The sequence below is a fragment of the Micrococcus sp. genome (assembly GCF_034179925.1).
Lineage (GTDB): Bacteria > Actinomycetota > Actinomycetes > Actinomycetales > Micrococcaceae > Micrococcus.
This window is the reverse complement of the sequence record NZ_JAXFPG010000032.1, coordinates 15,409-36,298: the sequence shown is the minus strand read 5'-3', so window position 1 is coordinate 36,298 and position 20,890 is coordinate 15,409. Positions and strand designations below refer to the sequence as shown.

The following is a 20,890-nucleotide window of genomic DNA, read 5'->3' as shown; positions in this document are numbered from 1 at the left end:
CGGCCCCGCACTCCCCCGCCGCGCCCGCCCGCACGGCACACGCACAGGCCCGGCCCGTCCTCACGGGCCGGCACACACGAAGGGGCCCGGCCGCCACGGCCGGGCCCCTTCGTCGTGGAGCGGAGACGCGGTGGGGGTCAGCGCCGCCCGCGCAGCAGGCCGGTGAGCGTCTCCCAGCGGGCCTGCAGACCCCACTTGGTCACGTTCACCACGGCCTCACGGATGATCCCGCCGCTCATCTTGGACTCGCCGAGCTCGCGCTCCACGAAGGTGATGGGCACCTCCACGATCCGCAGGCCCAGGCGGGCCACCCGGAAGGTCATGTCCACCTGGAAGCCGTAGCCCTTGGACTGCACGGCGTCCAGGTCGATCCGCCGAAGCGTGGAGGCCCGGTAGGCGCGGTAGCCAGCGGTGATGTCCGTCAGGCGCAGGCCGAGCATCAGGCGCGGATAGAGGGACCCGGCCGCGGAGATCGCCTTGCGGGAGGCGGGCCAGTTCACCATCTTGCCGCCGGGCACGCGTCGGGAGCCGATCACGAGGTCCGCGGTGCGCACGGCCTCCAGCAGGCGGGGCAACTGCTCGGGCTGGTGGGAGCCGTCGGCGTCCATCTCCACGAGCACGTCGTAGCCCTGCTCCAGGCCCCAGCGGAAGCCGGCGATGTACGCGCCGCCAAGCCCGTTCTTCTCCGTGCGGTGCAGCACGTGGACCTGCGGGTCCTGGGCGGCGCGCTCGTCGGCCCAGCGGCCGGTGCCGTCTGGGGAGGCGTCGTCCACGACGAGCACGTCCGAGCCGGGCACCGCCTCGCGGAGGCGCCCCAGGGTCAGCGGCAGCGACTCGATCTCGTTGTACGTCGGGATGATGGTGAGCACGCGCATGCGTTCGTCTCGCCTTCCGGGGGTCTGGTGAGGACCCGCACCGGACGGCGGGGCCTTGGTCTGATCTCCCATGAGTATAGGAACTCCGGCCGGCGGTTCCGGCTCAGCCGGTCGGGCGCGCCGCGGCGTGCTCGGGGTCGGCGGCTTGTTCGCCGTCGACCCAGGTGCCCAGCCAGGTGGGCAGCGGGGCACCGGCCTCCAGGGCCGGCAGCAGCGGTGTGCCGGCACGGGTGTCGGTGCTCCAGGCGGCCACGCGGGTGTCCGGGGACTGGACGGCGACGGCGTCCGCGCGCCACAGGGCGAAGGTCGCCGGGGCGCCCACGACCAGCCGCGGTGCGGCCTCCACGGCCGCGGCGGGCACATCCGGCAGGGCCCGCAGGCCGGTGCGGGTGGCGGCGGTGAACGCCGACCGTGCGGTGACACGCTCGGCCGGGTCCGGGTGCTCGAGGCCGGCGCGCACGGCAGCCCACGGGCTGGGGTGCGGGCCGGAGGCCAGGCAGACGGGCACGCCCGCGGCCAGCAGGGAGCCCAACGGCGCGTGCAGGGTGCCGGAGGCATCCGGGGCGACCGTCACGGCGGTGGAGGTGGCCGCGAGCAGGGTACGGTCCTGCTCGCCCACGGCGGCGGTGAGCCCGAGCCGGTGGCGGACGAGCCCCAGGGCTGGCTCGCCCAGCCGCTCGGCGGTGGCGCGCAGGGCGGCGAGGGCGGCCTGCTGGGCGGCGGGGCCGGCGTCGGCCGTGAGGCTCAGCAGCACCTGCTCGCCCCGGGCGGTGGCCTCGATCAGAAGCTCGGTCAGCTCGGCGGCGGAGGCGTCCTCCCCGACGCCGGCCCACACACCGGCGGCGTCCGCCTCGGGGGCGGCGCCGGCCGGGCGGTGGACCACGGCGCGCACCGGGGTGAGGCCGCGGCGCAGGTGCGCGGCCGAGCCGGCGTCGCGGGCCAGCACGGTGGTGACGGCGGCCCCGCGGCCCAGGGCCCCGGCGGCGTCCTCCTCGGGCACCCCCGGCTCGGTGAAGGCGGGGGTGAGCACGGCACCGTCGAGGTCCGTGATGGGCACCTCGTCCCCGGCCACGTGTGCGGCGGACTCGTCCGAGCCGAGCCAGGCCACCACCCCGTCCACCACGAGCACGGCCGTGGCGTAGGGGTCACTGACCGAGTGGAGGACGCCGTTGAGGAACAGGTGGGAGCTCACGGTGCCACCCTAGTGCGTCGTGCCGCTCAGCCCTCGGGTGCGTCGGCGGCGTCCAGCACCGTCCCGGCAACCGCCCCGGGCAGGGAAGTCGCCACCACCCCGCGAGCCACCAGCCCGGCGGCCCGGCGGCAGGCCCGGGTGCGGTGGGCGTCGCCGGGGACCTGCGCGATCTGGTCGAGCACGTCGATCACCTGGCGTGCCCAGCGCACGAAGTCGCCCGCAGCCAGGTCTGAGCCAGCCAGGGTGTCCCGCAGGGTGGCCCCGCGTACCCACCGGTGCACGGGCAGCACGAGCCCCGGGTCGGTGGGTGGGGTGGGCTCCAGGCGGGCGGCGGCCTCGTCCCGGCGCAGGCGCTCCTCGATGGCATCGGCGGCCTCGGCCACCCGGGCCAGGCGGGCGGTGGGCATCGCCACCGGCAGGCCCTGGGATTCGCCCTTGCCCTGGTACACCATCAGCGCGGCCAGGCCCGCCCACTCCTCGGGGGTCAGGGACGCCGTGGAGGGGTCGTGCAGCACGAGCGAGGTGAACAGGTCCCGCTCCCCGTAGATCCGCCGCAGGGCCTGCCCTCGGTCGGTGAGGGTGCGGCCCTGAGCGTCCGGCTCGGCCCGCACGTACCCGTAGGACTCCAGCAGGCCGGTGACCCGGTCGAAGGTGCGGGCGATCGTGTTGGTGCGCCCGGCGATCCGCTCCCGCAGGGCAGCGACCTCGCGCCGCATGCTCCACCACCGCTCGCCCCAGCGGGCGTGCTCCTCCCGCTGCGGGCTGGCGTGGCAGGGGTGGGCCTGCAGAGCGCGGCGCAGCTGCTCCACCTGCGGGGAGTCCTGCTCCTCGCGCAGGCGGAAGCCGGTGGCGCGGCGGCGCCCACCCGTGGGCGGACGGCCGGTGCGGACGGCCTCACGCATGGCGGCGGCCACGTCCTTGCGCTGGGAGGGGGTCTTCACCTGCAGGATCTGCGGCAGGTCCGCCCCGGCGATCGGCTCCACCGGGCCGGTGACGTCGTCCACGCCGATCCGTCGCAGCTGGGCCTTGTCCGTGACCACGCCGACCCGCGGGTTCTGCGGGTTGCCCGCGGGGAACACGACCACCGCACGCCCCAGCGGGCGCCCGTCCACCAGCTCGACAACGTCGCCCACCGCCAGGTCCGCCAGGGAGTCCTTGACCGCGGCCAGGTGGGCGCGGCGCCGCCCCTGCGAGCCGGACTTCTGGGCGCTGGCGAGCTCCTTGCGCAGGCGCATGTACTCGGCGAAGTCGCCGCGGTCGCAGGCCATGGCCTCGGCATAGCGTTCGAGCGTGGCCTGCTTGGACCGCACCTCACGGGCCAGGCCCACCACGGAGCGGTCCGCCTGGAACTGGGCGAAGGAGGACTCCAGGATCCCCCGAGCCCGGTCGGCGCCCACCTGCGCGAGCAGGTTCACGGACATGTTGTACGTGGGGCGGAAGGAGGAGCGCAGCGGGTAGGTGCGGCGCGAGGCCAGTGCGGCGACGGCGGCCGGGTCCAGGCCCGGACGCCACAGCACCACGGCGTGGCCCTCGACGTCGATCCCACGGCGTCCGGCGCGACCGGTCAGCTGGGTGTACTCCCCCGCCGTGATGTCCACATGGGACTCACCGTTGAACTTGGTGAGCTTCTCCAGCACCACAGAGCGGGCCGGCATGTTGACGCCCAAGGCGAGGGTCTCGGTGGCATAGACGACCTTCAGCGCCCCGTCCGCGAAGAGGTCCTCCACGGCCTCCTTGAACGGGGGCAGCATGCCGGCGTGGTGGGCGGCGAACCCGCGGGCCAGGCCATCCCGCCAGGCCCAGAACCCGAGGGTGGCGAGGTCCTCCGGGGGCAGGGCCTGGGCGGCCTCGTCCACCCGGGTGGCGATCCTCGCCTTCTCAGCGTCCGTCGTGAGGTCCAGCCCGGCCCGCAGGCACTGCTCCACCGCGGCGTCGCAGCCGGCCCGGGAGAAGATGAAGGTGATGCACGGCAGCAGGCCCTCACGGTCGAGCACGCGCACGGCCTCAGCCCGGGAGGTCATCAGGCGTGGGCCCCGCTCGGGTGCCGGCTGCGCCACCCGGCCGGTCACCGGGTGCGAGTCGTCCCAGGCGGAGGCCGCCCCGGACCCACGACGACGGCCCCCCACCTCCGGCTGGCCATGCTCGGCGCGGTGCCCTCCCCGGCCACGCCGGTCCTGTGGGCGGCGCCCGCCCCGCCCGCGGCCACTGCGGCCCTCGCCTCGGCCGGGCCGGCCCCAGTCGGGGCGCTCGGTGCGGCGGGCAGCTTCGCGGGCCAGGCGCTCGAGCTCCGGGTTGAGCAGGGCCCCGGCGTCGCGGTCGGCGGTGTCCTCGAAGGCGACGTCCTCGGCGAAGAGGTCGTAGAGGCGGGATCCGGCGAGCACGTGCTGCCACAGCGGAACCGGCCGGTGCTCGGAGACCACCACCGTGGTCGCCCCGCGCACGGTGTCCAGCCAGGCACCGAACTCCTCCGCGTTGGACACGGTGGCGGAGAGCGACACCAGCTGTACATGCTCGGGCAGGTGGATGATCACCTCCTCCCACACCGGGCCGCGGAAACGGTCGGCGAGGTAGTGGACCTCGTCCATCACCACGAACCCGAGGTCCGTGAGGGTGTCCGAGCCGGCGTACAGCATGTTGCGCAGCACCTCGGTGGTCATCACCACCACGGGCGCCTCCGGGTTCACGGAAGTGTCGCCGGTGAGCAGGCCCACCCGCTCGGCGCCGTGGACACGCGCCAGGTCCGCGTACTTCTGGTTGGACAGTGCCTTGATGGGCGTGGTGTAGAAGGCCTTGAGCCCCCGCGCCAGGGCCAGGTGCACCGCGAACTCCCCCACCACGGTCTTGCCGGCGCCGGTGGGGGCGGCCACGAGCACGCCGTGGCCGTCCTCGACCTCCTGGCAGGCCTCGCGCTGGAAGTCGTCCAGGGGGAAGGCCAGGCCCGCGGCGAAGGCGGTGAGCTCGGAGCCGGGATGGTGGCGCAGCGCCTTGGCGCGGGCGTACCGCTCGGCGGGGCTCAGCGCGGGCTCGTCGGGCAGGGAGGTCACGTCAGGGGCCGGGCACATGCCCCCAGGGTACGGGCAGGGGCGCCGCCGGGGCCCGGGACGGACGACGCCCCGCTCCGGGCGAACACGGAGCGGGGCGTCGGGCGGGCGGCCGGTCGGCGCGGGGCCGGGGGTGTCAGGGGGCTGGCGGTCAGAGCTCGCTCAGCGGGCGCGGGCCGGCGGCGATCTCCGCCTCACGATCCACCTCTGTGGCCACACTCCGGCGGGACCGGCGGCGATCGGTGACCATGCACAGCGCCACGGCGACGCTGAACAGCAGGAACAGCGGGGCGGCCAGGTAGAACATCGTGATCGCGTCCGAGCCGGGGGCGGCCAGGGCCGCGATCAGGGCGATGACGAACACGGTGATGCGCCAGTGGCGCAGGATGGTGCGGGCCGGCAGCATGCCGAGCATGTTCAGCCCCACCATGAACACCGGCAGCACGAGCGCTGCACCGAAGGCCAGGAACAGGCGCAGCAGGAAGCTGATGTAGGTCTGGGCGTTCGGGAAGGTCGCGAAGCCCAGCGGGGAGAACTGGATGAAGAACGCCACGGCCTGGGGGAACACCATCCAGCCCAGGACGACACCGCCGATGAACAGCGGGATCGCCGCCCCCAGGAACCCGACGGCGTACTTCTTCTCCCGGCGCTTCAGACCGGGCACGATGAACGCCCAGATCTGGTAGAGCCAGACGGGGCTGGCCAGCACGATCCCCATGAACAGGGCGACCTTGAGCATCAGGTCGAAGGGCGCCGAGACCGAGTCGAACGCGACGGCGGCCAGCTGGCCCTGCTCGCTGGCCTCCTGGATCGGCGCGGTCAGCTGGGCCATGACGGGCTGGTACACCATAAAGCCGGCCACGGAGCCCACCGCCACGGCGATGACGGAGATGACCACCCGGTTGCGCAGCTCCTTGATGTGCTCGCGCAGGGGCATCTCCCCGTTGGGATTCCTCTGCTTGCGCCTCCGAGTGCGTCGGGTACGCGCCGCTGTCTCCTCCGCTGTCGTCATCGGGAATGCCGGCGGCGGGTCAGCGCTCGTCGCGCGGACGGGCCTCGGGCTCCACGACGCGGCCCTCGACGGGCTCGGTCGTGGCAGCGTGGGAGCCGCCCTCGGTGCCGGTGGCGCCCGTGGCCTTGGTGCGGTCCTCGGTGCGCATCTGCTTCACCTCGGAGGAGAAGATGCGCATCGACTGGCCCAGGTTGCGGGCCATGGAGGGGAGCTTGGGGGCGCCGAAGAGCAGCACCACCAGCAGGACGATGATGACGAGCTGCCAACCCTGGAGTCCAGCGAACATGGCGGTCCTTTCAGTGGGGAAACCTGCGCCTAGGCTACCGCGCCTGGAGCGTCGCCCCCGCGCGCCCCGCGGCGATGACGAGCTGTTCGCGCACGGCGTCACGCACCGGCTCCGGTCCCATCACCTCCACGGCTCCCCCGTGCCGGGCCGCCAGCGCCGCGGCTACAGACACGTCGGCGAGGACGAGCTCGGTGACGCGGGCGCCGTCGTCGCAGGTGGCCTGCCGCACCGGCCGGTAGGCCTCGGCGGCGTCGCGCACCGCGTGGTCCCACCGCACGAGCACGCTCAAGCCCTCGCCGTCCGGGTGGGTGCGCCAGGGCCCGAGGCCCCGGCGGGGGGCGAACCGCTCCCCCGTGGGCTCGAGCGCGCCGATCCGGTCCACCCGGAACACGCGCGTCGCCCCGGCCCGGCGGCACCACCCCTGCAGGTACAGGCGGGTGTGCTCCTGGACCACGGCCAGCGGCTCCACCTCCCGCTCCGTGAGCGCGTCCGAGCGCACCGCGTGGTAGCGCAGGGCCAGCACCTCGCGCTCGGCGATCGCCGTCAGCAGCCTCCGGACCGTCCCCGGGTCCACCACCACGTCCCAGTGGGCGCTCACCGCCGCCGGGGCCCGCAGCTCGGGCAGGTCCTCGGCCGCCGAGGGCGCCTGGCCGGCGTCGACGAGCCCGGCGTGGATGCGCGCCTGGGCGGAGCGGGCCGCGGCCCGGTCCGGCGCGGGCAGCACGGTCATCTCCGCCACGGACTGCAGGGCGGCCAGCAGGGTGTGGGCCTCGGGCAGGGTCAGGCGCACGGGCGCGGCCAGCTCGGAGGCCTGGTGCACGCGCACCCGCCCGTCGGTCTGCTCGACCTCAAACTGGAAGCCCGGGAACTCCCGCTCGGGCATGCCGCAGTAGCGCAGCACCTCGAGGTCGCGGTCCAGCTCCGCCGCGGGCACCCCCAGGCGCTGCTCGAGCTCGGCCCGGGCGATACCGCCCTCCCGGTTGGCCAGGCCCACGATGTCCAGCAGCCGGCCGACCAGGTCCTCGCTGGAGGTCCGCAGGCGCCGGCGCACCGGCGCGGCCAGGGGCACCCCCAGCACGGACGGGTCGGCCGGCCCCGCATGGGCGTCCACGGCGGCGGACAGATGGGCGTGCAGCCGACGGGCCCAGCCGGGCTCGGCCGCAGAGAACAGGGCCGCACCCCGGAAGGAGGCCACCTCCTCCACGACGCCGGCCTCGGGCCCGCCCACGCGGGTGCGCCACAGCTCCCAGCCCGGGCCGGGCGCGGGGCCGTCCGCCCCGGTGGGGGCGGCCCGCTCCCCCGCCACCCGCAGGCCCTGGGCGCGGCCGGGGGCCAGCCACACGCGCACCTGCTCCGCCGCGGCCCGGCCCGTCAGCCGGGCCCGCAGGGCGGCCTGGTCGTAGTCGACGGGGCGGCCGGGGGCGTCCGCGGCCGCGGCCGGAGGCGGGTCCAGCACGGTGGGTCCGGACTCCATGCGGGAGAGCCGGAAGCTGCGCTCGGCGCCGCGGCCGGTGTCCCAGCCGGTCAGGTACCAGCGCCCGGCCACGAGCGTGAGGAACCAGGCGCGGACGGTGCGGGTGCTCAGCGCCCCGGTGGCGTCCCGGTAGCCGAAGCGCAGCACGGACTCCTCCGCCGCGGCCCGGGTGAGGGCCTCCAGGCGCGGGTCCACGCGGGGCATGAGCGTGTGGAATCCCTCGAGCTCGTCGCCGCCGAGGGCGTCGGAGGGGTGGAACAGCAGCCCGACGGCGCGCACCACCTCCGAGCGCAGGGGTGAGTCGCCCCAGAGGCGCCGGGCCCGCAGCAGGGCCCGGCGCTCGTCCACCGTGAGGTCGAGGTCGCGCAGCAGCAGCGAGTCCCGGTCCACCCGGTGGCGGACGGCGTCGCCGTCGTCCTCGTCCCCGGCCGTGGTGAGCGGCACGCCCACCTGCCGCAGGACCTGCCGGTCCCGCTGGAAGCGCTTGTCGAACGCGGCGTCCGAGAGGGCCTCGTAGCCGACCACGAGCCGGCGGATCTGCTCACGGGTGTAGCCGTGGGGCTCGTGCAGGAGCAGCCAGAGCAGGGAGATGATCCGCTCAGCCGGCTCCTCCGTGGCGCGGGGCGCGGCGGGACTCACGGGAGGCGGACCGGCCGGATCAGTCGACCGAGACCAGGTCGCACACGAAGATCAGGGTCTCGTTCGGCGCGATGGCGTCGCCGGCGCCGCGGGCCCCGTAGCCCAGGTGCGGCGGGATCTCGAGGCGACGGCGCCCGCCCACCTTCATGCCCAGCAGGCCCTGATCCCAGCCGGCGATGACCTGGCCGACACCCACCGTCAGCGGCAGCGGGGTGCCGCGGTTCCACGAGGCGTCGAACTCCTCGCCCGTGGACCAGGCCACACCCACGTAGTGCACCTGCACACGGGAGCCGGGCTCCACGGCCGGGCCGGAGCCCTCGATGAGGTCCTCCACCACGAGCTCGGACGGCGGGGTGTCGCCGGGGAAGTCGATCTCGGGCTTGGTGCGGTCGTAATCGCGCTGTCCGAAGGACATGGTCTCTCCTTGAAGGGTGTCAGTTCTGGGTGTCGGTTCAGTTCTGGGGGGCGGGGGCCTGGGCGTCGAGGATGTCCACGACGAACAGCAGATCCTCGTCCGGTCCGATGGAGCCGGTCGGGGTGCCCTGGGGGCCGTAGGCCTTCTCCGAGGGCACGGACAGCAGCACGCGGGAGCCGACCCGCTGGCCCTGCAGGCCCTCGGTCCAGCCCGCGATGACGCCGGTCAGCGGGAAGTCGACCGGCTCGCCGCGGTCCCAGGAGGAGTCGAACACGGAGCCGTCCGACCACTTCACACCGGTGTACTGGACCACCACAGAGTCCTCGGCGGCGACCTCGCGGCCCTCGCCCCGGACCAGGGGCTCCACGACCAGCTCGTCCGGGGCCTGACCCTCGGGTGTGGCGATCGAGGGACGCCCGGTGGTCTCGTCCACGGTCACCTCCGGCAGGCGGTCGTCGCGCTCCTGCACGGCCTCACCCTGGGCGGTGCGCGGCTTGACCTCCTGGATCTTGTACAGGTACAGCCGCTCGGGGATGCTGCTGCTCGAGGGCGAGGGGCTCGCCGAGCCAGAGGCGGTCGGCCCCGGCACCGGCACCTGCTGGCCGGGCTGGTAGGCGGCGATCAGCCCGCCGGCGTGGAGCCCGGTGAGCATGTCGTACAGCTCAGGGGCGCGGGCCTTCATCTCCTGGTTCACGATCACCGTGGCGCTGTCCCGGGTGAAGGACTCCTCGGTGACCTTCCCGGTGCGCGGGTCCACGGCCGCATAGTCCAGGACCACGAGGTCCCCGGGCATCACCTGCTCCCCCTCACCCGTGGCGAGCACGCGCGTGGAGGGCTGGTCCGTGGAGATCTGCGGGTCCACGCGCACTGTGGGGGCGGCGTCACCCTCCTGGGAGAAGTGCACGCCCTCGAGCGCGGCCGGGTCGCCCTCGCCGTCGCCCACGTTCTTCGCCGCCGCCGGAGCGGCGGACCCGTCGGCGGAGGAGGTGGCGGAGGCACCGTCCGTGGCGGAGGCATCGGAGCCGCCGTCGCCGGTGCCGCACGCCGTGGCCAGCAGCACGCCGGCCAGCGACAGGCTCAGCAGGGTCAGGGGACGACGCCGGCGCGGTGCCGCGCCACGGCCGGGAGCCGGGGTCTGGTCGAAGGTGTCCATGATGTCCACCCTACTGTCGCCCGGCCCCCGGAGGCGTCATCCCACGAGGTCGAACAGACGATCCACGGCCTCCGTGGAGGTCTCGAACGGGTCCTTCACGGAGAGCGTGTGCAGCGGGTGCTCCGTCAGGCGCATCGAGGTCCAGTCCACCGTGTAGGGCTGACCGACCTCACGGGCCCGGCGGATGAACTCGGCACGCACCGCCGCACGGGTGGTGGCCGGGGCGGTGTCCACTGCGGCCCGCGCGGCCCCCTCGGGCAGCAGCGTCCGCACGGACCCGCGCTCGCGCAGCACCCGGAACAGGCCCCGACCCGGGGCGATGTCATGGAACGCCAAGTCCAGCTGGGCCAGGCGCGGGGAGTCCCAGCCCAGGCCGTGGCGCTCACGGTAGTCCTCGAGCAGGCGGCGCTTGATCGCCCAGTCGATGCGGTCCTCGATGGGCCGCAGGTCCTGCGTGCGCACCGCCTCCAGGACGGTGCCCCACAGCTCGAGCACCTCCTCCACGCGCTCGTGGTGCGCGCCGCGGTCCGCCACGAACCGGCGGGCGGCGGACAGGAAGTGCTCCTGCAGGTCCAGGGCGCTCATTCGGCCCTCGCGCAGGTCCACGGGCACGGTGCCGGTGGGGTCGTGCGAGATCTGCCGGATGGCCAGGGTGGGGTCCGCCACCTGGTGGTCGCCCAGCGGGAAGCCGGCCTCGATCATGCGCAGGATCAGGTCCGTGGCGCCGAAGCGCAGCAGGTGCGTGTGCTCGGAGAGGTTGGTGTCCCCCACGATCACGTGCAGCCGGCGGTACTGGGAGGCGTCCGCGTGGGGCTCGTCGCGGGTGTTGATGATTGGCCGGGAGCGGGTGGTTGAGGAGGACACGCCCTCCTGCACGAAGTCCGCGCGCTGGGAGAACGCGAAGTGCGCCTCCCCGGATCCCTCGGGCCAGGTGCCCGCCGGCACCACCCGGCCGGCACCCACGAGGATCTGCCGGGACACCAGGAACGGGACGAGCGCCTCGGTGAGGCGGCGGTACTCGGTGCGGCGGCGCAGCAGGTAGTTCTCGTGGCTGCCGTAGGAGTTGCCCGAGGAGTCCGCGTTGTTGCGGTACACGTACAGGCGCCCGCCGATCCCGTCGGCGGCCATGGCCTCCTCCGCCTGCACCACGAGGTCGTGGAGCATGAGGTCACCGGCGGCGTCCGAGGCGATCAGCTCGTCCAGGGTGGAGCACTCGGCCGTGGCGTACTCCGGGTGCGAGCCGACGTCCAGGTATAGCCGTGAGCCGTTGCGGACGAACACGTTGGACGAGCGGCCCCACGCGTGCACGGGGCGGAACAGGTAGCGCACCACCTCCTCCGCGCTGAGCGGGCGGGAACCGGGATGCCAATGCTGGACGCCGTACTCCGTCTCCAGGCCGAAGACGCGGCGGGAGTCCTCGGTCACTGTCCACCCTTCTGCACGAAGCCCTTCACGAACTCCTCTGCGTTGGTCTCCAGCACCGAGTCGATCTCGTCCAGCAGACTGTCGAGGTCGGCCTCCTGGGCGGCCGGGGCCACGCGCTCCTGGCCGCCGAACTGCTCGGCGTCGTCGTCGCCGCCGGGGCGGGGGCGGAACTGCTCCTGGGTCATGGGTGCTCCTCAGTCTCGTGGGGCGGTCTCGTGGGGCCTCCCCACCTGGAGGGGCGGCCCTCGGCCCGGCGGCCGCCGCGGGGCGGGCCGGTCCTCCCCCTGACCCTACGCCGAGGGCCCCACGCCGGGCACGACGACGCCGCCCGGGCCCGGCGTCGACGCGATGACGTCCGCGCCGATGCGAGGATGGACGCATGCGCCTGTGGACCCTGCACCCCCGCCACCTCGACCGCCCCGGACTGACCGGAGGGTGGCGGGAGGCGCTGCTGGCCCAGGCCGTCCTGGCCGGGCGCACCCGCGGCTACCGGCACCACCCGCAGCTGGAGCGCTTCGCCGCGCACCCCGACCCGCTCGCTGCCGTCGGGGCCTTCCTCACCGTGATGGCCGACGAGGCCGACGCCCGCGGCTACCGCTTCGACCGCAGCCGCATCGACCGCCCCGGGCCCGTGTCCGGCGTCGACGCCATCCCCGCCACCACGGGGCAGGTCGAGTACGAGTGGGCGCACCTGCGGGCCAAGCTGGCCGCCCGCAGCCCGGACTGGCTCGCCCGGTGGGCTGCGGAGGACACCCCGGAGGTGCACCCGCTGTTCACGGTGGAGGACGGGCCCCTGGCCTCCTGGGAGCGCCCCTGACGCGTCGGGGACGCTCCCGGCCCGGCGCCCTCTGAGCTTCCGTGGCCCTCGGACGTCAGCGCTCCCCGAACCGGGGCACGAGCGTGTCCGTGAGCTCCTCGGGTGAGGGCACGGGGGCTCCGTCCTCCCACCAGCCGGGCAGGTCCTCGGCCGCCCCCAGCAGCGGCTCCGTCAGCAGGAGCCGGTGCAGCCGGCCCTCCTCGCCGTCCGGACGCAGCAGCACAGACTCCCACGCGGCCCCCACGACCTGCTCGGGATGGTGCCGCACGAGGCCGCCGCGCAGCCAGGCGCGGGTGCTCCGCGGCGCCGAGACGACGGCGTCGGCCACCTCCGCCTCGGAGACCAGGGTGCGCAGCGCCCCGGCGTCCACGAGCCGGCGGTGCAGGGACCGGCCCGGGCGCAGGTCCGCGTACTGCAGGTCCACCATCGCCAGGCGGGGGTCCGACCAGTCCAGCCCGCCCCGGGAGCGCATCCCCTCGAGCAGGCGGAGCTTGGCGGCCCAGTCGGCCCGGTCCGCCAGGGAGAGCGGGTCCGCGGCGGCGTCGGCCAGGTCCGTGGCCCAGGCCTCCAGGACGGCGGCGGTCTCGGCGTCGTCCACCTCGAACCGGGCGCAGTGTTCGGCGGCGGCCCGCCGGTAGGCCTCCAGGATCTGCAGGCCTGTCCACTCCCGGCGCACCTCGGTGCCGTTCACGGTCTCCCACCCCGGCACCGTGGCGGTGAGCGTGGGGTCGTGGCTGATCGTCCGCAGGGCGGCCACGGGGTCCTCCAGGCGCAGCCGCGGCGCGGTGCCGGCCTCAGCGAGGCAGAGCACCAGCGCCGTCATGCCCATGCGCAGCCAGGTGGCGTGCTGGGAGAGCGTGGCGTCGCCCACGATCACGTGCAGGCGGCGGTAGGCGTCCGAGCGGGCGTGCGGCTCGTCCCGGGTGTTCACGATGGGGCGGCGGATCGTGGTCTCCAGGCCCGACTCTTCCTCGAAGAAGTCCGCCCGCTGGGACAGCTGGAACCCGGCCCGCTGCCCCTCCCGGCCCAGGCCCACACGCCCGGCCCCCACGAGCACCTGGCGTGCGGCGAAGAACGGCAGCAGCACCTCCGTGAGCTCCTGGAAGTCCAGGGCACGGGCCACCAGGTAGTTCTCGTGCGCCCCATAGGACTGGCCCTTGCCGTCCGCATTGTTCTTGTACACCAGCACCTGCGGGTCGCCCTCGGCCTCGGCGATGTGGTCCGCCGCGGCCTGCGCCACCAGGTCCCCAGCCGCGTCCCAGACCATCGCCTCCCGCGGGGAGGTCACCTCCGGGGACGAGTACTCCGGGTGGGCGTGGTCCACATACCAGCGGGCCCCATTGGGCAGCACCGTGGACAGCAGCAGGTGCACCGGCTCACCGTCCGGGCCGATGAGGGCCTGGTCCGTGAGCTGGGAGGGGTGCGCCGCAGAGCGGGGCATCCGCCAGCCGCGCGCATCCACCAGCGGGGACTCCCCCGCGTAGTCCCACTCCGTGCCGGCCACCGCGCCGCCGGCGTGCGTGATCAGGTCCGCATAGGCGTTCACGAGCTCCACCGAGAGCACCGAGTGGTGCGCCGACGGGTTCGCCGGGGCGTGGATCCCGAACTCCGTCTCCGTGCCCATCACCCGGTGCACGCCCCAGCCGGCCGCGTCCCGGCCGTTCGGCGGCTCCACCACCGAGGCCGGGAACAGCCGGCGCTGCCCGGAGAACGCGGACGCGCTCACGAGGCCAGCCCCGCCAGGCCAGCCGGCCCGGTGAGCATCCGCAGCCCGGCCAGGCGCGGGCCCCGCCAGCCCGAGGTGCGCGCCCACTCCCCCGGCGCCACCGTGGACAGCAGGTCCACCTGGTCCGCCCGCACCGCCTCCACGGCCTCCAGCAGGTGACGGGTGCGCACACCGCGGGCCTGCGGGTCCAGGTCCGCGGCCAGCAGGTCCCGCACAGCCGAGCGCTTGGCCCGGTCCACCACGTCGGCCACCACGGCACCGGACACCAGATCCGCCAGGTGCAGCGTGGACACCGCCCCGCCGACGTCGGTCAGCTCCGCCAGGGCCGTGCGCTCGGTGCGCTCGTACAGCGCGTCCACCGCCGCCGTCACCATGGCCGCCCGCGCGGCCTCGGCGCTCCCGGCCGCGGCGACCTCGTCCTCGTGCAGCGGCACGTCCGCGCCCAGGTGCTTGGCCATGATCTCCGCCGCCCCGGCCGCGTCCGGGCGGTCCACCCGGATCTTCACATCCAGGCGTCCCGGGCGCAGCACGGCCGGGTCGATCATGTCCTCGCGGTTGGACGCCCCCACCACGATCACGTTCTCCAGGGACTCCACCCCGTCGATCTCCGCCAGCAGCTGCGGCACGATCGTCGTCTCCACATCCGAGGACACGCCCGAGCCGCGGGTGCGGAACAGGGACTCCATCTCGTCGAAGAACACCACCACGGGGTGCCCGGCCGCCGCGCGCTCGCGGGCGCGGTCGAAGATCACGCGGATCTGGCGCTCGGTCTCGCCCACGAACTTGTTGAGCAGCTCCGGGCCCTTGATGTTGAGGAAGAACGAGGAGCGCCGCCCCTCGCCGGCCTGCGCCGAGAGGGCGTTGGCCACGGCCTTGGCGAGCATGGTCTTGCCGGTGCCGGGCGGGCCGTAGAGCATGATGCCCTTGGGTGCGCGCAGCCCGTGCTCCCGGTACAGGCCCGGGTGCAGGAACGGGATCTCCACGGCCTCGCGGATGCGGGCGATCTGCGGGCCGAGGCCGCCGATGTCCTCGAAGGTGACGTCCGGGACCTCCTCCAGGAGCACCTCGTCCACCTCGGAGAGCTCCACGCGGCGCAGGGCCCACTGCACACGCGGGTCCACCACCACGGCGTCCCCGTGGCGCAGCGGGACGTTCTGCAGGGCCGGGGCGCGGCGCACCACGCGCTCCTCGTCCGCGGTGCCGGCGAGCACGAGGTCGCCGTCGGCGAGCACCTCCTTGACGCGCATCAGGGCGCCGGCAGGCTCGTGCTCGGCCACGCCCACCACGGAGATGGTCTCGTCGAGCAGCACCACGGCCCCGGGGGTGAGCCGCTCCGGGTCCAGCAGCGGGGAGATGGTCACGCGCATACGCCGGGCGTTCTGCACGATGTCCGCGCTGCCGGCGGTCACCGCCTCGGTCTCCACGCCCTCCTGGGGCTCGCGGGGGGCGTGCACGGCCTCGAGCAGGGCGAAGGTGAACGGCGGGTTGATGACCGCGTTCATCGACTCCTTCAGGGAGCTGATCTCCTCGCGGGTGGCCTGCAGCAGCTCCACCATGCGCCGGTTCTGGCGGGCCGCGGTGTCCAGCTGCTCGCGGTCCTGACGGCGCTTCTCGGCCAGGCGGGTGCCGTGCTGCTGGGCGGACTCGAGCTGTCGGCGCAGCCGGTCCGCCTCTGCGCGGGCCTCCTGCACCTGCAGCCGGGCTGCGGCGAGTCGTTCGGTGGTCTCCTGGTCAGGCGTCATTGCCGTCCTCCTTGATCGGGTTCCCATGGGCGTCGACGCCGGCCTCGGCCTCGCGTGCCCGGCGCGCCGTCAGACGCGCCTCCTTGGCGGCCTTGCGGGCCTTCTTGTCCGTCACCGGCCGCTCTCCGAGGGCCTGCGGGGTCCAGCGGGACTCGTCCGCCGGAAGCCAGGCCTCGACGTCTTCGGCCGTGAACTCGGACACCTTCGAGCGCCGCTTCAGGCGCAGGGCCTCCTCCCCGCGGGCCAGACGACGCGCGGTGAGCAGGAAGCCGGTGTGGGCCACCATGCGGTGGTCCGGGCGGACGGCCAGGCCGTCCAGGTGCCAGCCGCGCACGAGGGTCTCGTTGGCCTCGACGGCCGTGAAGAGGCCGGATTCGCGGATGGCCTCGGCCACGCGGGAGAGCTGGGTGGCGGTGGCCACGTAGTTCAGCCACACGCCGCCGGGGGCGAGCACGGTGGCTACAGCGTCCAGGCACTCCCAGGGGGCGAGCATGTCCAGCACCACGCGGTCCACGGTGTGGGGCTCGTGCACCTCGAGCATGCGCTCCTGGGCGTCGCCGAGGTGGATGCTCCAGGCCGGGTGCTCCCGCCCGAAGAAGGACTCGACGTTCGCGCGGGCGACCTCGGCGAACTCCTCGCGGCGCTCGTAGGAGTGCAGGTGCCCATGCTCTCCCACGGCGCGCAGCAGGGACATCGACAGCGCACCGGAGCCCACGCCGGCCTCCACGACGACGGCCCCCGGGAAGATGTCCGCCTGCTGGACGATCTGCCCGGCGTCCTTGGGGTACACCACGGTGGCGCCACGGGGCATGGAGAGCACGAAGTCGTTGAGCAGGGGCCGCAGCACCTGGTACTCGTGGCCGGAGGAGTTCTCCACCACGACCCCCTCGGGGCCGCCGATGAGGTCGTCGTGGCGCAGCACGCCCTGGTAGCTGTGGAACTCGCCGCCGGGCAGCAGGGTGATCGTGTTCAGCCGGCCCTTGGCGTCCTTGATCTGCACGCGCTGGCCGGCACGCAGGGGGCCGCGGCGCGCGCTCGCGCCGACGGCCACCTCCCGGGGGGGCTCCGGGGAGGGGATGCCGGCCGTCTCGGCGGTGGTCTCAGGCTCGGCCGTCTCGGCCGGCGCTGCGTCGGGGGTGTCGGTCATGCTCGGTGCTCCTTCGGGAGGCAGGGCCGGGCGGTGTGCGCCGCGGCGGAGTCGGTGGGGTCGGTGGGCGCGGCGTCGGGCCGCTGCTCGGGGCTCGGCGGCCCCTCCTGGCGGAGGTCGTCCAGCAGACGACGGCGGCGCCCCACGGCCACGGCGCGCCCGGCCCCCTGCCACAGCATGAGCCCCACCCACAGGGCCAGGGCGGCGACCAGCAGGTCCGGGGCGTCGCCGCGCAGCAGGGGCAGGCCCACGGCGAGGGCGGGCACCGCCAGGGCCAGCACGCGACCGGACCACCCGGCAGCCTCGGTGCCGCGGTCCCGGGACCCGGTGGCGGCCCACACTGCGGACTCGACCATCCGGCCGCCGTCCAGGGGGAGCCCGGGCAGTGCGTTGAAGGCCGCCAGCAGCACATTGGCCCACACGGTCATCTGCAGCAGCAGGGAGGCCACTCCCCGTCCGTCGATCAGGCCGGCGGCCTCCGTGAGCCCGAGCGCTGCCCAGGCGAGCCCGGCCAGGGCCAGGTTCGACGCCGGGCCGGCCAGGGCGGTGGCCACGGAGCCCAGGGGGGTGGTGTGCAGGCCGCGGAACTGCGTGTGCCCGCCCCACAGGGTGAGCACCACCTCCTCGGCCGGCAGCCCCTGGGCGCGGCCGACCATGGCATGGGCGGCCTCATGTACCAGCACCGAGACCGCGAGGATCACGGCATAGCCGAGGGCCACGAGGTAGGCGCCGGCGCCCAGGGAGGGCAGCAGGCGTCTGACCTGCGGGCCGAAGGTCAGCATCACGACGGCGGCGATGAGCACCCAGGCCGGGGACAGGTAGACCGGTGCGCCGGCGATGCGACCGAGGGGCAGTCCGGGCCGGGGGGTCATCCGCGTCCATCCGGGGCCGGGCCGGGGCGGACCGCCGCGAGGTCGGCGAGGGTGCGCCCGGCGAGGGTGTCCCACTCGACGGTGGCGACGCCGGCCGGCAGCGGGAGCACGGAGGGCACCCCGACGGTCGGCAGGCCCGCGGTCACGGCCGCCCGTACACCCACCGGGGAGTCCTCCACGGCCACGCAGTCGGCAGGGTCCAGGCCGGGCACGTGCTCGCCGAGTCGGTGCAGGGCCAGGCGGTAGGCCTCGGGGTCCGGCTTGCCGGCGCGCGCCTGGTCCCCCGTGACCACCACGGTCAGGGCCCCGTCGGGGGCGTGCTCGGCCAGCACCCGGGCCAGCGGCGCATGGGACATGGTGACGAGGGCGCCGGGCACCCCGGTGGCGGACTGCTTGCGCAGCAGCTCGAGGGCGCCGGGCCGCCAGGGGACGGCGTCGGCGATGGCCGCGGCAACCTCCCCCATCGTCCGGGCGATGATCTGCTCGACGTCCAGCCCGATCCCGGCGGCCTGCAGGCGGCGGGCGCCCTCGTCCAGGGGCCGTCCCACGAGGGACGCGGCCAGGGCCTCGGACCACACGCCGCCGTACTCGGCCAGCAGGGCCTGCTGGGCGGCGTTCCAGAGCGGCTCGGTGTCCACGAGGGTGCCGTCCATGTCCCACAGCACGGCCGTGGGCAGGGGCGGGCCGGAAGTGGGACGGGGGGCGGGCATGGCTCCATCCTAGTGGCCGACGACGGCCGCTCAGAGGTGACCCTGCAGGGGGCGGCGTGCGTAGGGTGACGGCCATGAGCGATGCGCGCACCTCCGACGGGCCCGACGCCGAGGGCCTGCCCCCCGACCTCATGGGTGCGCTGCGGACGCACCTGACCGCGACCGTGCCGGACGTCGAGGCCGGCCGCCGCGCCCCCGCCGTGCTGCTCGTGGCCTTCCAGGGGTGGAACGACGCCGGGGAGGCGGCCAGCGGCGCCGTGGAGGCCCTGCGCCTGCAGTGGGATGCGGCCCGGATCGGGCGCGTCTGCGAGGGCGAGTACTACGACTACCAGATGGCCCGCCCGGTGGTGCGCCGCGACGCCGACGGCCTCGGGACCCTCGACTGGCCCGCCCTGCACCTGTGCGAGGCCCGCCTCGACGGCGCCGGCCACCCGGTGGCGCTGGGCGACGAGGCCCCGCCCGAGGGCCTGCGCGTGCTGCTGGCCTCGGGCACGGAGCCGAACGTGCGATGGCGGGCGTTCGTGGACGAGCTGCTGGGGTACATGGAGGACGAGCACGTGGACGCCGTCGTCACCCTGGGGGCGCTGCTGGCCGACGTCCCGCACAGCCGGCCGCTGCGGGCCCGGCCCACCTCCCCGCTCGTGGACGTGCGGGTGGCCGTCGACGCCGACCGGCCCACCTACGAGGGGCCCACGGGCATCGTGGGCGTGCTGGCCGACGCCGCCGCGCACCGGGGCCTAGCCTCGGTGTCCCTGTGGGGGGCTGTGCCGCACTACGTCTCCCAGGCCCCCTCCCCCAAGACCCTGCTGGGCCTGGTGGAGGCCGTGGAGGACCTGCTGCACGTGGACATGGTCACCCACGAGCTGGTCGAGGACGCCCGCGCGTGGCAGCGGGGCGTGGACGAGCTCGCCCGCGAGGACCCCCAGGTGGCCGCCTATGTGCGTCAGCTCGAGGAGGCCCAGGACGCCCAGGAGCTGCCGGAGGCCTCGGGCGAGGCCATCGCGCGCGAGTTCGAGCGCTACCTGCGCGGCCGCGGCTCCCGCTGAGGCGGGACGGCCTCAGCGCAGGCGCAGACCCAGCAGTGCATGCGCCACCGTGGCCACGTCCGGGCCGTCCCCGGCCCTCTCCAGGCCCGGCAGGGTGCCGGCGGCCCAGTCGTCCAGCACCCGCAGCGCAGCGGGGGCGTCGAGGTCCTCGGACAGGGCCCGGTGCGCGGCCTCGAGGACCACGGTCCCGGCCCCGGCGTGGGGACCGGTGAGGGCGGCACGCCAGGCGGCCACCCGGCGTCGTGCCTCCTCCAGGCCCTGCTCGGTCCACTCCCAGTCGGAGCGGTAGTGGTGGGCCAGGACGGCGGCGCGCACCGCCACGGGCTCCTCACCCCGGGCCCGCAGACGGGAGACGAGCTCGAGGTTGCCCAGGGACTTGGACATCTTCCGTCCGTCGAGGGCCACCATGCCCGAGTGCAGGTAGGTGAGCGCCAGGGGGCGGCCGTCCACCGCCGTGGCGTGGGCGGCGGAGAACTCGTGGTGGGGGAAGCGCAGGTCCGAGCCGCCGCCCTGCACCGTGAACGGGGCCGGCAGGTGCTCACGGGCGATCACCGAGCACTCGATGTGCCAGCCGGGCCGGCCGCGGCCGAGCGTGCCGGCCTCCCAGGCCGGCTCCCCGGGGCGCTCCACCCGCCAGAGCAGCGGGTCCAGCCGGTCGCGCTTGCCGGGCCGGTCCGGGTCGCCGCCGCGCTCGGGGAAGACGGCGGCCATGGTCGCCGCATCCATCGCGCTCACGGAGCCCAGGCGCCAGTCGGTGGCGCGCTCGGCGGCGCGCAGGTCGAAGTAGACGTCGCCGTCGGGCTCCCCCGCCGTGCCCGGCACCCGGTAGGCCAGCCCGGCGGCGATCAGCCCGGCGACGGCCTCGGCCACGAGGCCCACCGCCTCCGTGACGCCCACGTAGTGGTCCGGGGCGAGGACCTCCAGGGCCTCCATGTCCGCGCGGAACAGGTCGGTCTGCTCGCGGGCGAGCTCGCGCCAGTCCACCCCCGTGGCCTCGGCCCGCTCGAGAAGGGGGTCGTCCACGTCGGTGACGTTCTGCGTGTACGTCACGGCGATCCCGCACGCACGCCAGTAGCGCTGCAGCAGGTCGAAGGAGACGTACGTGGTGGCGTGGCCCAGGTGTGTGGCGTCGTAGGGGGTGATCCCGCAGACATAGAGGGAGGCCCGGTCCGGCCCGTTGCCCGGGTGGCGCAGGCGCCCGGTGGCGGTGTCGTGCACGCGCAGGCGGTCGGGGCAGGCCGGCAGGGGCGCCGGGGTGGGGGTGGACCAGGACTTCACGCAGACTCCTCGATGGACTGGCTGGTGGGGCTGGAGGGTG

Annotated in this window: 18 protein-coding genes; 2 read left to right on the top strand and 16 right to left on the bottom strand. The window is 74.9% G+C overall.

Annotated elements, in window-relative coordinates; all coding sequences use genetic code 11:
* Positions 1-137: 137 nt before the first annotated feature.
* The 10 genes from SPI96_RS05955 to SPI96_RS05910 all read right to left on the bottom strand — a co-directional run bounded on the left by SPI96_RS05955 (position 138) and on the right by SPI96_RS05910 (position 11,697).
* Positions 138-875 carry a polyprenol monophosphomannose synthase gene (locus SPI96_RS05955; protein WP_321081446.1) on the bottom strand — a complete coding sequence of 246 codons (738 nt, stop codon included), beginning with the start codon at positions 873-875 and terminating at the stop codon, positions 138-140.
* Between the two features lie 103 nt (positions 876-978).
* Positions 979-2,067 (bottom strand): hypothetical protein, encoded by a 1,089-nt coding sequence (locus tag SPI96_RS05950; RefSeq protein ID WP_321081445.1) that lies wholly within the window; start codon positions 2,065-2,067, stop codon positions 979-981.
* Between the two features lie 26 nt (positions 2,068-2,093).
* Complete coding sequence (locus SPI96_RS05945) at positions 2,094-5,129, bottom strand: DEAD/DEAH box helicase (protein ID WP_321081444.1); 3,036 nt, start codon at positions 5,127-5,129, stop codon at positions 2,094-2,096.
* Positions 5,130-5,259: 130 nt separating this feature from the next.
* Complete coding sequence (gene tatC, locus SPI96_RS05940; protein ID WP_321081443.1) at positions 5,260-6,045, bottom strand: twin-arginine translocase subunit TatC; 786 nt, start codon at positions 6,043-6,045, stop codon at positions 5,260-5,262.
* A 94-nt stretch (positions 6,046-6,139) separates the two neighbouring features.
* Entirely contained in the window at positions 6,140-6,406 is a 267-nt protein-coding gene (gene tatA / locus SPI96_RS05935; protein WP_321081442.1) for a Sec-independent protein translocase subunit TatA, read from the bottom strand.
* A 34-nt stretch (positions 6,407-6,440) separates the two neighbouring features.
* Positions 6,441-8,519, bottom strand: coding sequence for a helix-turn-helix transcriptional regulator (locus SPI96_RS05930; protein ID WP_321081441.1), 2,079 nt, complete (start codon positions 8,517-8,519; stop codon positions 6,441-6,443).
* Between the two features lie 19 nt (positions 8,520-8,538).
* Positions 8,539-8,934: an FKBP-type peptidyl-prolyl cis-trans isomerase gene (locus SPI96_RS05925; RefSeq protein WP_321081440.1), complete on the bottom strand. Its 396-nt coding sequence runs from the start codon at positions 8,932-8,934 to the stop codon at positions 8,539-8,541.
* A 37-nt stretch (positions 8,935-8,971) separates the two neighbouring features.
* Positions 8,972-10,087 carry an FKBP-type peptidyl-prolyl cis-trans isomerase gene (locus SPI96_RS05920; protein ID WP_321081439.1) on the bottom strand — a complete coding sequence of 372 codons (1,116 nt, stop codon included), beginning with the start codon at positions 10,085-10,087 and terminating at the stop codon, positions 8,972-8,974.
* Between the two features lie 36 nt (positions 10,088-10,123).
* Positions 10,124-11,512, bottom strand: a complete 1,389-nt coding sequence (pafA, locus tag SPI96_RS05915; RefSeq protein WP_321081438.1) for a Pup--protein ligase — start codon at positions 11,510-11,512, stop codon at positions 10,124-10,126.
* Positions 11,509-11,697, bottom strand: coding sequence for a ubiquitin-like protein Pup (locus tag SPI96_RS05910; protein WP_321081437.1), 189 nt, complete (start codon positions 11,695-11,697; stop codon positions 11,509-11,511). The genes pafA and SPI96_RS05910 overlap by 4 nt, the downstream gene beginning before the upstream one ends.
* A 194-nt stretch (positions 11,698-11,891) precedes the next feature.
* Here SPI96_RS05910 and SPI96_RS05905 point away from each other — a divergent pair, with 194 nt between their 5' ends.
* The gene (locus SPI96_RS05905) at positions 11,892-12,329 is read left to right on the top strand and encodes a pyrimidine dimer DNA glycosylase/endonuclease V (RefSeq protein ID WP_321081436.1); all 438 of its coding nucleotides are present in this window, start codon (positions 11,892-11,894) and stop codon (positions 12,327-12,329) included.
* A 55-nt stretch (positions 12,330-12,384) separates the two neighbouring features.
* Here the strand turns inward: SPI96_RS05905 and dop are convergent, their stop codons facing one another.
* Genes dop through SPI96_RS05880 form a run of 5 tightly spaced genes read right to left on the bottom strand, consistent with a single transcriptional unit; the run spans position 12,385 to position 18,526 of the window.
* Positions 12,385-14,055 (bottom strand): depupylase/deamidase Dop, encoded by a 1,671-nt coding sequence (dop, locus tag SPI96_RS05900; protein WP_321081435.1) that lies wholly within the window; start codon positions 14,053-14,055, stop codon positions 12,385-12,387.
* Positions 14,052-15,797: a proteasome ATPase gene (gene arc, locus SPI96_RS05895; protein WP_321081434.1), complete on the bottom strand. Its 1,746-nt coding sequence runs from the start codon at positions 15,795-15,797 to the stop codon at positions 14,052-14,054. Before arc ends, dop begins: the two co-directional genes overlap by 4 nt.
* The gene (locus SPI96_RS05890) at positions 15,787-16,944 is read right to left on the bottom strand and encodes a tRNA (adenine-N1)-methyltransferase (protein WP_321081433.1); all 1,158 of its coding nucleotides are present in this window, start codon (positions 16,942-16,944) and stop codon (positions 15,787-15,789) included. Before SPI96_RS05890 ends, arc begins: the two co-directional genes overlap by 11 nt.
* Complete coding sequence (locus SPI96_RS05885) at positions 16,941-17,816, bottom strand: site-2 protease family protein (RefSeq protein WP_321081432.1); 876 nt, start codon at positions 17,814-17,816, stop codon at positions 16,941-16,943. Before SPI96_RS05885 ends, SPI96_RS05890 begins: the two co-directional genes overlap by 4 nt.
* Entirely contained in the window at positions 17,813-18,526 is a 714-nt protein-coding gene (locus tag SPI96_RS05880) for an HAD family phosphatase (protein ID WP_321081431.1), read from the bottom strand. Before SPI96_RS05880 ends, SPI96_RS05885 begins: the two co-directional genes overlap by 4 nt.
* A gap of 74 nt (positions 18,527-18,600) precedes the next feature.
* Here SPI96_RS05880 and SPI96_RS05875 point away from each other — a divergent pair, with 74 nt between their 5' ends.
* Positions 18,601-19,572 (top strand): PAC2 family protein, encoded by a 972-nt coding sequence (locus SPI96_RS05875; protein ID WP_321081430.1) that lies wholly within the window; start codon positions 18,601-18,603, stop codon positions 19,570-19,572.
* A 12-nt stretch (positions 19,573-19,584) separates the two neighbouring features.
* Here the strand turns inward: SPI96_RS05875 and mshC are convergent, their stop codons facing one another.
* Positions 19,585-20,850, bottom strand: coding sequence for a cysteine--1-D-myo-inosityl 2-amino-2-deoxy-alpha-D-glucopyranoside ligase (gene mshC / locus SPI96_RS05870; protein ID WP_321081429.1), 1,266 nt, complete (start codon positions 20,848-20,850; stop codon positions 19,585-19,587).
* Positions 20,851-20,890 lie beyond the last annotated feature (40 nt).

What these genes read in the sequence shown, in the direction of transcription:
- SPI96_RS05955 (WP_321081446.1), bottom strand. Translation starts at nt 875, where the DNA reads ATGCGCGTGCTCACCATCATCCCGACGTACAACGAGATCGAGTCGCTG.
- SPI96_RS05945 (WP_321081444.1), bottom strand. Translation starts at nt 5,129, where the DNA reads ATGTGCCCGGCCCCTGACGTGACCTCCCTGCCCGACGAGCCCGCGCTG.
- tatC (WP_321081443.1), bottom strand. Translation starts at nt 6,045, where the DNA reads ATGCCCCTGCGCGAGCACATCAAGGAGCTGCGCAACCGGGTGGTCATC.
- tatA (WP_321081442.1), bottom strand. Translation starts at nt 6,406, where the DNA reads ATGTTCGCTGGACTCCAGGGTTGGCAGCTCGTCATCATCGTCCTGCTG.
- SPI96_RS05925 (WP_321081440.1), bottom strand. Translation starts at nt 8,934, where the DNA reads ATGTCCTTCGGACAGCGCGATTACGACCGCACCAAGCCCGAGATCGAC.
- SPI96_RS05920 (WP_321081439.1), bottom strand. Translation starts at nt 10,087, where the DNA reads ATGGACACCTTCGACCAGACCCCGGCTCCCGGCCGTGGCGCGGCACCG.
- SPI96_RS05910 (WP_321081437.1), bottom strand. Translation starts at nt 11,697, where the DNA reads ATGACCCAGGAGCAGTTCCGCCCCCGCCCCGGCGGCGACGACGACGCC.
- SPI96_RS05905 (WP_321081436.1), top strand. Translation starts at nt 11,892, where the DNA reads ATGCGCCTGTGGACCCTGCACCCCCGCCACCTCGACCGCCCCGGACTG.
- arc (WP_321081434.1), bottom strand. Translation starts at nt 15,797, where the DNA reads ATGACGCCTGACCAGGAGACCACCGAACGACTCGCCGCAGCCCGGCTG.
- SPI96_RS05890 (WP_321081433.1), bottom strand. Translation starts at nt 16,944, where the DNA reads ATGACCGACACCCCCGACGCAGCGCCGGCCGAGACGGCCGAGCCTGAG.
- SPI96_RS05885 (WP_321081432.1), bottom strand. Translation starts at nt 17,816, where the DNA reads ATGACCCCCCGGCCCGGACTGCCCCTCGGTCGCATCGCCGGCGCACCG.
- SPI96_RS05880 (WP_321081431.1), bottom strand. Translation starts at nt 18,526, where the DNA reads ATGCCCGCCCCCCGTCCCACTTCCGGCCCGCCCCTGCCCACGGCCGTG.
- SPI96_RS05875 (WP_321081430.1), top strand. Translation starts at nt 18,601, where the DNA reads ATGAGCGATGCGCGCACCTCCGACGGGCCCGACGCCGAGGGCCTGCCC.